Genomic DNA, 13,959 nt, shown 5'->3' on the forward strand with positions numbered 1-13,959 from the left:
TTCTATATTAACTAAACAGGAGGTGATGGTATGAAAAAACATAATATTTTATTTGTATCAACTGATGACAAAATAAATATAGATATCTCAAAACAATTAGAAAATATATTTGGAGAATTTTGTAATATAGATAATTTAGTCTATATGGATAGCATAAATATTGAACTATTAAAGTATGAACTTATAGTGTGTTCAGATAATGAGATAAAAGAGCATATACACAATAATATCGATAAAAATATACCTATTGTAATAGTACATCGTACAATAAATATTGAAAATATAAACCAGATAATAAGTATAGAAAATGATTCTGAAGTTATGGTTATAGATGATTATAAAGAGTCAGCAGATGAAACAGCCAAGATAATTAGAAAATTAGGATTAATTCATATTAATTTAATACCATATTATCCAGGATGTGATAAGTCTAAATATGAGATTGGAATTATTACAGGAAGTAGAAATAGAGTACCACAGAACTTAAAGCAAATAATAGATATAGGTGCTAAAATAATAGATATAAATACAGTTATAGAAATCTTTACAAAACTTAATATATCTATAGATAAATTACATATTATCAAAGAAAAATATAATGAAGACACAGTAAGTGGATATAGATACTATACAACTATGAATAAAACTATGAAGAGTTTTTTGGAGATTATCGATGAAGGGATTGCTTCTATTGATAAATTAGGGAAGTTTATATATTGCAATAAAGTATTTTCTAATCTAGTTGGAGTAGACCAAAATCAGATTATATCTAATAATTTTATGGATTTATTTAGTGATAAAATTATCAAAAAAATATTTTTTCAAGAGGATGAAGTCAGTGATGAAGTAGTAAGCCTAAATAACAAAAAACTCATAATTAATAAAGTAAATGTGTATGAAAATAATGAGCGAATAAAAAGTATTATAAGCATTAAAGATATAAGTGCAATTCAGATGCTTGAGGATAAGATTCAAAATAAATTTCAGACAAAGGGATTTGTATCAAAGTACACATTTGAGAATGTTGTAGGTGAGACTAAAATAATAAAAGAAAAAATTAATATCGCAAGAAAGATAGCATCTACAGATTTTTCTGTGTTGATACTTGGAGAAAATGGAACAGGAAAGGAAATATTTGCTCAGGCAATACATAATGAATCTCTAAGAAAAGACAAGCCGTTTGTTGCAGTTAATCTATCTTCTTTGTCAGATACACTTATTGAAAGTGAGCTTTTTGGCTATGAAGAAGGAAGTTTCACAGGTGCGATAAAAGGCGGAAAAATAGGGATATTTGAAAGAGCGCATACAGGAACAATTTTTTTAGATGAGATAGGTGATATATCTCTAGAGGTACAGCAAAGATTGTTGAGAGTTTTACAAGAAAAAGAAGTTATGAGAATGGGTGGAAGTAAAATTATACCAGTAGATGTTAGGATTATAGCTGCTACAAATAAGGATTTAAAGAAAAAAATTAAAGAAGGTTCTTTTAGGGAAGATTTGTATTATAGGATTAATGTATTACATATAGAAATACCAAGGCTTAGAGAGCGTAAGGAAGATATACCTCTTATAAGTAAGTATTTTTTGGATGAAATAAATAGTAATAAATGTTTTACAGAAAAATCAATGCAAGTATTAAAATTGTATGAGTGGCCAGGTAATGTAAGGGAGCTTAAGAATTTGATTTATTATATTGACACTATAGTGGAGGAAGATAGAGTAGACTATGAGCATTTGCCGGAACAATTTAAATTTGAAAATAACAATACTTTAGTTAATGAAAACTTTGATTCAATTATATTGGATTTCAAACAATCAAATTTCTTTAATGAAAGTATTTGTATATTGATGAGTATAGAAACTTGGAATAATAAAAATATATCATTAGGAAGAAATAAATTACAAGAAATCTTAAAAGAAAAAAGTATGACATTAAGTGTAGACCAAATTAGAAAAAGAATAGATAAATTAAAAAATCATGGATTGCTGTCATCTGGAGTAAAAAAACAAGGGAGTTTTATAACTGATGAAGCAAAGAATTTTATATCATATATAAAATTTAAGGGGGAAATATAGGGGTATATAAATGTAAAATCCCCTAAAAACTCCCTATAATAATCTTAAATAATTAAAATTATTTTAAATATTGAGATAATTTTAAAAATATTAAATTAAAAATAAAAAATATTATTTCTAATAAACAGTAGTAAATCATCACTTTACTACTGTTTTTATTTTTGAAAGATTTAGTATGCAATTAAAATTTATATTTTGGCATATCAATTGCTACATAGTGAAAATATAAAAAATTGTAGAATTTGGAGGATATTGTTATGAAGTCAGCTTATAAAGGCTATGAAGCTTATAGTTATTTAGAAAAGGGAAAAGATATCTCATCTATTGAGATGTGTAAAGGAGATAAGAGAGTAAAAGAATACCTTATCGAGTTAGATGATATTCAAGAAGCTAAGGTTAAAAATATAGTGGATGACAAAATATTTATATCACTACATGAACATCCAGTTTTATTTCCAGAACACTTAGAAAGAGATATATTTGAATACAATAGAGAGGGTAAACAAAGATGTGCTTATGAAGCATTATCAAGAGGATATTACGATGCTATATTTGATAATTTAATGGATGGTGTATGTACAATAACATCAAGCTCAGGATGGAAGTGGGATGATATATTAATAGATTTAGGTATGAGATTATGTGACTTAGCACACCAAGATTTTGTTATAAAGTGTGAAAAAGTAGAAGAGATATACAGAGCAAAAAAAGAAGGAAAAGTGGCCTTGATACCTACTTTAGAAGGAGCTGCACCAATAGAAAATGAACTTGATAGAATAGATATTTTGTATGGATTTGGCATAAGGTTAATGGGTATAACATACAGTGAATCTAATGCATTGGGTTCAGGATTGAAAGAAGAAAAAGATGGTGGACTTACGAATTTTGGTAGAAAAGCTGTTGAAAGAATGAATAAGATTGGAATGGCAATAGATTGCTCTCATGTTGGAGTTCAAACGACACTTGATGTTATAGAACACAGTAAGGACCCAATAATATTGAGTCATGTTGGGGCAAGAAGTCTGTGGAACACAAAGAGATTAACGCCAGATGAAGTACTAATAGCATGTGCGAAAAAGGGTGGGGTCATAGGTGTAGAAGCAGCACCACATACTACAATAACTGAAAAAAACAAAGAACATTCAATAGAGTCATTTATGGAACATTTTGAGTATATTAAAAATCTAGTAGGGATAGACCATGTGGCTTTTGGACCAGATACAGTATACGGTGACCATGTTAAATTACATTCAGTGTTAGCTGCTAAATTTGATATTAAAAAAATAACTGGGACAAAGGAGCATCCTAAAGTAGAGTATGTAAAAGGTCTTGAAAATCCAACTGAAACTTCAAAAAATATTGTCAGATATTTAGTAAAACATGGATATAGTGATGAGGAAATAGAAAAGGTGTTGGGTGGAAACATACTTAGAGTATTGAATAAGGTTTGGAAATAAGGCTTAAATGTTTTAATAAAATTTGAGGATTTATAGGGAGGTTTTTTGCAATGGATTATTTAAAATTAGCCAATCATCCACTTTTGTGGATAGCAAGTACAGTAGCTGTATCAATAGTAGTAGTACAATCTCTTGTATTTGCTATAAAATCTTGTAAAGTTGGGAAGACGATGGGAATAACTGATAAGCAAATAAAATCAGCTATTAAGAGTAGTGCTATTTCAGCTATAGGCCCATCAATGACTATATTTGCTGGGATGGTTTCACTTATAGTAACTATGGGTGGACCTATAGCATGGATGAGATTATCATTTATAGGTTCTGTAATTTTTGAATCTATGTCAGCTGGGTTTGGAACAGATGCGTTAGGGGTAACTTTGGGTTCTCCTGAGATGACAAAAGTAGCATTTACAAATGCAGTTTGGACTATGATATTAGGTTCTTTAGGGTGGATAATATTTACATTATTGTTTGGGCATAAGTTAGATAAAATAACGAATGTTATTTCTAGTGGTAAGAAATCATTTATACCAATAATATCTATAGGAGCAATGTTAGGTTCATTTGCATACCTAAATGCTGATAGAGTGTTGCGTTTTGACAATGGAACAATTGCATGTATAAGTGGAATGATAATAATGGTAATACTTTGTATGATTGAAAAAAAGAAAAATATAAAATGGCTGAGAGAGTGGGGTCTTACAATATCAATGTTTAGTGGGATGATAATAGGTTCAATAATATAAGGGGGGAGTTTTATGAGTAAAGTAAAATCTATATACAATGAAGAGTACTTACCTTTTATGATAAGGTATGGTAGATTGACATTATCTTTAGGTATTATAGCAGCATTAGTTCCTGGAATAATTTTAAGTTTTGGATTTGGTCTTATGCCTCCAATATCAGCATTATTAGCAAGTACAATGGCAATAGTTAGTATGAGCGCACCAAACTACATAATAGAGCCAGTTTCTTATTCACCAATTTTAGGGATACCAGGAACTTATATGAGTTTTCTTTCTGGAAATATATCTAATATGAGACTGCCATGTTCAATAGCAGCTCAAAAAGCAGCAGAAGTTGAATCTGGAACAGAAGAAGGTTCAATAATATCTACTATAGGAATAGCTGTATCTATTCTAGTAAATATAAGTATTTTGACTTTTGGAGTAATTTTAGGAGGAAGTGTGTTGTCTAAAATACCACCTGAAGTAGTAGAAAAATTGAATTTAATCTTACCAGCTCTATTTGGGTCAGTGTTTGGACAAGTTTTTTTACAAGATAAAAAACTAGGATTAGTAGCAATTGTAATAGCTGTATTGACTATTATATTATCAAAGCAAGGTATAATACCACAATCTTTAGTAGTTCTTATATGCGTATTTGGTACTATATTGATTGCAAGAGTTATGCATAAAGATAAACTTAGAGACTAGTAAAATTAAAGAAGTAAAAAGTTTAAAATATAAAGAATTATAGTAAAGGCTACTGCAATAAAATTATACTTTAAGAGGTGAATAATGTGGCATATGATTTAGTTTTAAAAAATGGATTTATAGTAGATGGTACTGGAGAAAATGGTTTTTATGGAGATATAGCTATAAAAAATAATTTAATAGTAAGAATAGATTCTGAGATAAATGATGATACAAATAAAATGATAGATTGTCATAAAAAAGTTGTAACACCTGGATTTATTGACCCTCATGTTCATGAAGAAATAGTAGCAATACTAGATGGTAAATTTGAAAAATTCCTAAAACAAGGTGTTACAACAACTATAAATGGTAATTGTGGTCACTCTATAACACCATATTCTTCTGAAAATATATATGAATATATGTATAAAAATGGTCTATTACTTGAAGAAGAAAAAAAGTATCTTATAGATAAAAATAAGCATTGGGATAGTTTTATAGAATATTGTGACCTTATATCTAAGAGTGGAATAGCTATTAATATGGGATTTTTATTGGGTCATGGGACTATAAGATGGAGTGTTATGGGAGGGTCTAAAGATAGACCTCCTACAAAAAAAGAAAAAAATGAAATTACAGATATAATAAATGATGGCATGAAAAGTGGTGCTTTTGGAATATCTACTGGATTGGCATATATACCAAGTAAGTATGCTGATATTGATGAACTTGTTGATATTGCAAAGTTAATTAAGGAACATGATGGTATATATACATCCCATATTAGAGATTACATAGGAAGATATAATGCAGTAAAAGAAACTATAGAGGTAGGTCAAAAAAGTGGTGCTAGAGTTCAAGTATCACATTTAAGTCCAGTTGAAATAGAAGCCTTTGATGAGATATTAAAAGCTAGATACAATGGTGTTGATATAATGGTTGATACAGTACCAAGAAGTTCTGGACATTGTATGAAGAAAAAAAGAGTACTTCAATTTATTATGGCAATATCATCTAGTTTGTTTGAATTAGGTATGGATGGAGTTATGGATGCTCTTAGTAATGAAGAAGGAAGAGCTTTGATATTAAAAGAGGCATTTATACTTGGAGATAGAGGAAGTATAATACTTCTAAATACCAATGATATTGATATGGAAAAGAAATCAATACGTGAAATAGCTATGCAAAAAGGTATAGATGAGAATAAGTTATTACTAGATTTACTTTTATATGGAGATGAAGAACTTATATTTTGCCTAGGGGGAATGTACAGGGGAGATTTTCCTGATAAATTACATGATAAAAAGATAATAAATAATCCATTTGTTATGGTTGGTTCAGATTGTTTGTTTAGTGTAGGTGGAGATATGTCATGGTTTGAGCTTCAAAGAAGAGGGGCATTTCCAATTTTCTTTGATATGTATAAAAAATCAGGTGTAAGATTGGAAGAAGTAGTAAGAAGGGTAACTTCATTACCAGCTAACCAGTTTAAAATAAAGGATAGAGGTATACTTAAAGAGGGTAAAATAGCTGATATAGCAGTTATTGATATGGAAAACTACAGCTATCCTAGGTCTGAAGAGATTGACTTCTCAAATCCACAGTTATTAGCCAAAGGTGTTGAATATGTAATTGTAAATGGAAAAATTGCATTAGAAGAAGGTAAAGTTACTAAAAATCCATGTGGTGAAGTATTAAAAAGATAGATTATTAAAAAGATAAAGTATTAAAAAATAATAGAAATTTAGAAATTAAATAAATAGCTAGTAAGAAAAAACGAAGTTTGAATATTATTTAAATAAAAATCACTCTTCGTTTTTTCTCGTAATAGTAATAGATATTAATTTATAGCAATAATAAAAAGCATGAGTAATAAGAAATGTACAAAAAATAATTTACTTTTATAATAAAAAATTAAGATTTTTATTTATTGAAATATGTAGAAAAATTGGGAAAATAAATGATTATAATTTTGAAAAATAAATTTTTTGTAAGTATGTAAAGATAAACTTTTTATGAAAAAATGTTAAAAAAATATCTAATAGAAGAGAATTTAAATATCAGAGAATGAGAAAATAATAAAAAATAATTATTTTTTTTATATATATTAAAATAATATTGTATTATAAAATATATATACTATGTCTGATTTAATTAAATAAACAATAAAATATTTATATTTATCCAATAATTAAAATTTTTATGATTATTATATATATCTTTATTTATTATATTTACTGAAATAGTGTTATATAGCTAAAATAAGAAGTTGTATATATTTTATAGAAATAAATATTAAACTGAATTTCGATAATAAAATAACAAAAATTTGAAAATTAAAGTATTTTAATACTGATTTTATTCTACAAATTGATTATTATTTTTACTTTAATAATTCTAAATAAAACTAAAATTAAATTGTCAGAATAATCTTGACAGTATAAAATCGTGACTGTATAATACAATTAAAAATCGGATTAATTACCTAGCTTACAAAAAATAAAAATGATGCTAAAAGCAAACGTTTTATTTTTTTAGTAACTAATCCTCCGCCACTCCTTAAATTAGAGCTTTTCTAATTTCAAAATGTATTACTAAAACTTCATAATGTAACTGTGCAATATTTATTAGGCTCTAACTTTTAAGGTTACTAATAATTTATTACATAGCTCCATACATTTGGCGGCAATGGCGGGAGCGATAAGGGGTAAGATATGGAAAATTACAAGTATGGATTTAATGACAAGCCAAAGCTTCTAACAGCAATACCGCTTAGTATGCAACATGTTTTTTCTGCTTTTGCAGGTACTATGTCAGGTGCTATTTTAGTAGCTGTGGGCATGGGTCTCTCACTAAGTGAGACTGCATTTTTGATTCAATGTTCGATGTTGATTGCAGGAGTGAGCACCATACTGCAATCTATGGGAATTGGACCAATAGGGTCACGGTTGCCAATTGTTACTGGTGGAAGTTTCACCTTTGTAGCACCATTAATTGCCTTAAGTACAAATAATGATGTTGGTATTGCTGGAGCTTTTGGAGCAGTACTTGTAGGAAGTCTAGTTTTAACTTTAGTAGGACCTCTTGCAGTAAAATATTTACATAAATATTTTACACCTACTGTTACAGGAAGTGTTGTTTTGGCAGTAGGGTTATCACTTATGAGTTCTTCATTTGACTACGCAGTATCTTTTGATGCTCATGGACCTAATGTAGTTGCTAATTTTTCTTTAGCTATATTCACATTATTATTAACACTTATTTTAAATCAATTTGGAAAAGGTTTTCTAAAAGTAGCATCCATAATAATTTCAATAGTAATAGGGTATGTAGTAGCAATAATATTTGGTATGGTTGACTTTTCTAGTATGGCACAAGCAAATTGGTTTGCAATGCCAAAACCTATATACTGGGGATTGGAGTTCAACTTGGGCGCTATTATAACCATATGTACAATTCATATTGTTACAGTTATGGAAATAATAGGAGATACGACAGGTGTTGTCAGTTCTGTTGAAAACCGTCTACCTACACAAAAAGAATTGATGAGAGCTGTGAGAGCAGATGGAGTTGGAAGTTGTTTTGCAGCCTTGTTTAATGGGCTTCCAGTTATATCAGGTAGTCCAAACATAGGAATAATTTGTATGACAGGAGTTGCAAGTAGGTACATAGTAGCACTTGGAGGAGTAATGTTAGGCGTATTAGCATTTTTCCCAAAGTTTGCCCAGATATTAGCTTTAACACCAGACCCAGTTATTGGAGGAACATTAGTTATGATGTTTGGAACAATTGCATCATCAGGTATTAAGGTTATTGGAATGGGAAAGATGACAAATCGTAATATAACAATTTTAGCAGTCTCATTGGGCATTGGTATGGGTGGTTATTTTAATCAAGCTGCATTAGCATTTTTACCAAGCATTGTAGTCACTTTAATGACTGGTATATCTGGAACAGCTTTATTATCTTTAATACTAAATATTGTATTGCCTAAGGAAAAAGAAGATGTAGTGGAAAGTAAAGTAAGTTGTAAAGCTTAGAGAATGTAATTCTAAAGGATATCCAAGAAGGAGCGCCTTGCTTCTATTTTTTTTACCAAAAATAGAATTGAACTTTGAAGGAAACCTAATAGCTTGCATTTGAGCAGAATATAATCTGAAAGGATATCCAAGAAGGAGCGCCTTGCTTCTATTTTTTTTACCCAAAAACCTTAAAAAACTAAATAATCAAAAGATATGATACTCATTTTAATAAAAGTATAATCTGAAAGGATATCCAGGAGGAGCGCCTTGCCCCTCCTTTTTTAACAGTAATTATGGATTTTACTTGTCAAAGGAGAGTAAATAACTTGGATAAATTAATCAAAGATTAAATTTCATAGAAAATATTAAAATTTAAATTATGTGGGGAGAAGGTGGAGATTATAGATGTTATTGAACTTGATATAAATGGCAGATTGAGAAAGGTGAGTATAAAAAAAAGCTGGACTTTACTTTATGTTTTAAGAGAAGTGTTTAATTTAACTGGAAGTAAGTGTGGATGTAGTACTGGTGATTGTGGAGCTTGTAAAATAATTTTAGATGGAGAAGCAGTTAATTCATGTCTGATTCTAGCAAGAAACGCAGTTGGGAAAAAGATATTGACAATTGAAGGGTTGTCAGATGGAATCAATATACATCCAATTCAACAAGCATTTATTGATTGTGGAGCTGTTCAATGTGGATATTGCACTCCAGGGATGATAATGTCGGCAAAAGCCTTACTAGACAAAACTCCAAATCCTTCTGAGGAAGATGTTAGAAAGTCTATAGATAACAATCTTTGCAGATGTACAGGATATGTAAAAATTGTTGAGGCTATACTTTTATCAGCAAAAAGGATGGGGGGTATAACCTGTGAGTAATAAATTTAAAATTATTGGTGAGAGAGTCCCAATAAGAGATGCTGTACTTAAAGCTACTGGCCAACTTAAATATACTGCGGATATGAAAATTCCAAATATGCTTTATGCTAAGGTTTTATTCAGCCCTATAGCGCATGCAAAAATTAAAAAAATAGACACATCAAAAGCTGAAAAATTAGAAGGTGTAAAAGCCATAGCCACTTATAAAAACTCACCTCAAAAAGCCTTTAATAGTGCAATGAGATTTTATGAACATGAGTTGCCAGAGGTTGAATATATCTTTGATGATACTGTTCGTTTTGTTGGTGATAAAGTTGCAGCTGTTGCAGCTGAAGATTTACAAACTGCTGAAAAAGCATTGAAGCTTATTGAGGTTGAATACGAAGAATTACCATCAGTATTTAATCCAGAAGAAGCAATACAAGAGGGTGCATATCCAATCCATAAAGGTGGAAACAAGCTTGCAGTAAGTGTACAACAGTGTGGAAATATTGAAGAAGCTATGAAAAAAGCTGATTATATTTTTGAAGATAAGTATACACTTCCAGCTATACATCATGGTGCAATAGAAACTCATGTGGCTATTGCAGATTATGATTACAGTGGAAAACTTACTGTTTATAGTCCTAATCAAAATACTTTTGGCTTTAGGATAATCTTATCTAAGTTATTTGAAGTACCAATGAATAAAATTAGACTAGTAAGTCCAGCTATTGGAGGAGCTTTTGGAGGTAAATTAGAGATTACAATTGAGCCAATTGTAGCATTATTAGCAAAACTATCAGGTAGGCCAGTCAAACTAGAACTTAACAGGAGAGAAACTATTGCTTCAACAAGAACTAGACATGGTGCAGTTGTATATCTAAAAACAGGTGTTATGAAAGATGGTCAAATTGTAGCACAAGATATGAAAGTTCTAACAAATACAGGAGCATATGCATCAAGTGCTTTAAATGTAATTGGAGCAATGAGTCATAAAGTATTTAAAGCATATAAGATTGAAAATATGAGATATACAGGAATACCAGTGTATACAAACACACCAATTGCAGGAGCAATGAGAGGATATGGTTCTCCACAAGCTTTTTTTGCACAACAATCCCAACTAAATAAAATTGCAAAAAAACTAAATATGGATATTTTAAATTTACAGCTTAAGAACTTAGTTGAACCAGATGGAATAGACCAACGATTTAAAAGTCCTCATGGTAATCCAAGACCAATAGACTGTATAAAAAAAGGTGCTGAAATATTTGACTGGAAAAAACAAATAAGACAGCAAAATGAATCAAATGGTAGGTTTTTAATTGGTGTAGGTATGGCAGTTGGTTCACATGGAAATGGATGCTTTGGGGCACATAGAGATATAACAGCCTTAATGTTGAAAATGAATGAAGATGGTTCAGCTGTATTATATACAGGTACTCATGATATGGGAAATGCATCTGTAAGTGTCCAGGTGCAAATTATATCTGAAGTACTTGGAATAAGCCAGGAAAAAATAGAATGTATACAGGCAGATACAGAAGCATCACCATGGAATTTAGGAGATTACGCAAGTAGAGGAGTTTTTGTATCCGGAAATGCAGCTTTAAAAGTAGCAAACTCAGTAAAAAAAGAACTTTTAAAAGAAGCATCCCAACTCTTAAAAGAGGATGAAGAATATATAGAATTTAAGGACGATAGAGTTTATTCTATCAAAAATAACAACAAACAAGCCACTTTATGCGATGTCATGATACATGCTCAAAGGGTAAGTTTAAGAGAGATTATAGGAGCTGAAACTTTTGCATCTCAAACTGGAGCGAGTTCATATGGTGTACATTTTGCTAAAGTTGAGGTTGATACTAAACTGGCAAGTGTAAGAGTTTTAGAATATGTTGCAGTACATGATGTGGGTAAAGCTTTGAACCCAATGTCTGTAGAAGGTCAGATTGAAGGAGCAATTCAAATGGGAATAGGATATGCGTTAACTGAAGCGCTTGAGTTTGATAATAGAGGAAGAATAAAAGCTAATTCATTTCGCTCGTATCATATGATAAAGGCTAGTGAAATGCCACAAATAAAAGTTGGAATGATAGAATGTGGAGAACCTGGAGGTCCATTTGGAGCTAAGAGTATAGGTGAATGTTCTGTTGTACCATCAGCACCAGCAGTAGCAAATGCAGTAGCAAATGCGTTAAACTGTGATTTTTATAGTTTGCCATTAAAGAAAAATATTTTAATGGATAATATAAATATTTAATGTTGTTTTATACAAAAGAAATTAGTTATACAAAGTAAAAAGATATTTATTTAAAATACTTTAGATATTGAAATGTAAGACATTTTTCTAAATATAAGTTTGAATTATAAGAATGTAGAGGATGTGATGGATTGTGAATTTAAGATTTAAAGATAAGGTTGTTGTGATAACAGGAGGAGGGCAAGGATTAGGAGCAGGATTTGCTTTAGATTTTGCTATTGAAGGAGCAACAGTAGTCTTAATTGGTAGAACTAAAAGTAAATTGGATAATGTTGCAGAAAGAATCATTAAATCTGGTGGTAAAGCCTTTGTTTCAGTTTGTGATGTAAGCAAACCAGAAGAAGTAGAAGTTTGTTTTAGTGAAGTAATAGATAAATTTGAGCGTGTAGATGTATTGATTAATAATGTAGCTCTCCATAAATCAGCTCCAGTAGTTGATACTACAATTGAAGATTGGGATGTTCAGATAAAGACTAATTTAAGTGGAACTTTTTATTGTACTAAGGCTGTTCTTAGAACAATGATTGATAAAAAGTATGGAAAAATAATAAATATTAGTTCTACAGCAGCAAAACATTTTTTTCCGGGTTTTGGGGCATATGCTGCTTCTAAAGGTGGGATGGTAAGTTTTACTCAAACTTTATCAGAAGAAGTAAAAGAGTATGGAATCAATGTAAATGCAATATATTTAGGTATGACTAATACTGAATATACAAGAAAAAGATTTGACTATGATGATGCAGTTACGATACCACTTGAAGAAATGTTGCAAGTGGAAGAAGTATCAAAAGTTGTAACTTTCTTAGCATCTGATGAAGCAAGTCCAATAATGGGAGCTGCAATTGATGTATGTGGGAAGAAGGCATAAATAAAATATATATTGAGAGGTATAAAGATGATAAGTTTAAACAAGAAAGCTATGGTGGTAGTAAGAGAGATACTGGAAGATGCAGAAGCATTAGGGTGTGAAGTTGTTAAGATGGATTGTGGAGCAACTATAATTGATATGGGATTAAATTGTAGTGGAAGCTGGAAAGCAGGTGTTTTATTTACTAGGGCTTCTATAGGCGACCTAGGAACAGTATCATTAGGAGATTTTAAATTAAATGATGAATATTCTTTCTCAGCAGTTGAAGTATTTATAGATAAACCATTGATTGCATGTATGGGTTCACAGATTGCTGGATGGAAACTTGGAGAAGGTGAATTTGCAACTATTGGGTCAGGACCAGCAAGAGCTTTAGCAAGAGTTAAATCAGACTGGTATTTTGAAATGACTCCATATAAAGACACTTATCATGAGGCAGTCCTATGTATCCAAGATATAAAATATCCTAATGATGAAACGGTCTTAGAGGTTGCAAATGCCTGTAAAGTAAAACCAGAAGACACATATATATTAATTTCACCAAGTACATGTATTGTAGCATCAATGCAAGTGTCAGCAAGAATTATTGAGCAAGTATGCCATAAGATGTTTGAAAAAAACTTTGATGCAGGTCAAATTGTACTTGCTAGAGGAAAAGCACCAATCGCACCTGTATTAAAAGATGAACTTAAGACTATGGGAAGAATAAATGATGCATTGATTTATGGTAGTGAAACTGAGTTTTGGGTGGATTCGACTGATACTGCTATTGCAAAAACTATACACCAGTTGGCAGGGAAAACTTCGTCTCCAAATTATGGAGAGTTGTTTGAAGATGTATTTGAGAAGGCAGGAAGAGACTTTTTCTATGTAGACCATGATGTACACTCAATAGGCAAAATACAGATACATAATATAAATACTGGGAAATCATTTTCGGCAGGAGAAATAAATTACTCAGTACTTGAAAAAAGTTTCTTAAAATAAACAAC

The 13,959-nt window shown here is 30.5% G+C and carries 10 protein-coding genes; all 10 read left to right on the forward strand.

Going from position 1 to position 13,959, the window contains the following annotated elements:
* Positions 1-30 precede the first annotated feature (30 nt).
* The 10 genes from IC213_RS07795 to mch all read left to right on the forward strand — a co-directional run bounded on the left by IC213_RS07795 (position 31) and on the right by mch (position 13,954).
* A complete protein-coding gene (locus tag IC213_RS07795; RefSeq protein ID WP_227862956.1) occupies positions 31-2,076 on the forward strand; it encodes a sigma 54-interacting transcriptional regulator in 2,046 nt (681 codons plus the stop codon).
* Between the two features lie 257 nt (positions 2,077-2,333).
* Entirely contained in the window at positions 2,334-3,533 is a 1,200-nt protein-coding gene (locus tag IC213_RS07800; RefSeq protein WP_227862957.1) for a membrane dipeptidase, read from the forward strand.
* 50 nt (positions 3,534-3,583) lie between these two features.
* Positions 3,584-4,279 carry a DUF5058 family protein gene (locus tag IC213_RS07805; RefSeq protein ID WP_227862958.1) on the forward strand — a complete coding sequence of 232 codons (696 nt, stop codon included), beginning with the start codon at positions 3,584-3,586 and terminating at the stop codon, positions 4,277-4,279.
* Between the two features lie 12 nt (positions 4,280-4,291).
* Positions 4,292-4,969 carry a hypothetical protein gene (locus IC213_RS07810; protein ID WP_227482053.1) on the forward strand — a complete coding sequence of 226 codons (678 nt, stop codon included), beginning with the start codon at positions 4,292-4,294 and terminating at the stop codon, positions 4,967-4,969.
* Positions 4,970-5,055: 86 nt separating this feature from the next.
* Complete coding sequence (locus IC213_RS07815; RefSeq protein WP_227835675.1) at positions 5,056-6,657, forward strand: amidohydrolase family protein; 1,602 nt, start codon at positions 5,056-5,058, stop codon at positions 6,655-6,657.
* 1,008 nt (positions 6,658-7,665) lie between these two features.
* The gene (locus tag IC213_RS07820) at positions 7,666-8,991 is read left to right on the forward strand and encodes a uracil-xanthine permease family protein (protein ID WP_227434346.1); all 1,326 of its coding nucleotides are present in this window, start codon (positions 7,666-7,668) and stop codon (positions 8,989-8,991) included.
* 374 nt (positions 8,992-9,365) lie between these two features.
* A complete protein-coding gene (locus IC213_RS07825) occupies positions 9,366-9,854 on the forward strand; it encodes a (2Fe-2S)-binding protein (RefSeq protein WP_413927297.1) in 489 nt (162 codons plus the stop codon).
* Positions 9,847-12,099, forward strand: a complete 2,253-nt coding sequence (locus IC213_RS07830; RefSeq protein ID WP_227835677.1) for a molybdopterin cofactor-binding domain-containing protein — start codon at positions 9,847-9,849, stop codon at positions 12,097-12,099. The genes IC213_RS07825 and IC213_RS07830 overlap by 8 nt, the downstream gene beginning before the upstream one ends.
* 133 nt (positions 12,100-12,232) lie before the next feature.
* Entirely contained in the window at positions 12,233-12,967 is a 735-nt protein-coding gene (locus IC213_RS07835) for an SDR family NAD(P)-dependent oxidoreductase (RefSeq protein WP_227824341.1), read from the forward strand.
* 27 nt (positions 12,968-12,994) lie between these two features.
* A complete protein-coding gene (gene mch, locus IC213_RS07840; protein WP_227434349.1) occupies positions 12,995-13,954 on the forward strand; it encodes a methenyltetrahydromethanopterin cyclohydrolase in 960 nt (319 codons plus the stop codon).
* The last annotated feature ends 5 nt before the right edge of the window (positions 13,955-13,959 follow it).

Origin of the sequence: Clostridioides sp. ES-S-0049-02, assembly GCF_020658465.1 — a bacterium.
Taxonomy (GTDB): Bacteria; Bacillota; Clostridia; order Peptostreptococcales; family Peptostreptococcaceae; genus Clostridioides.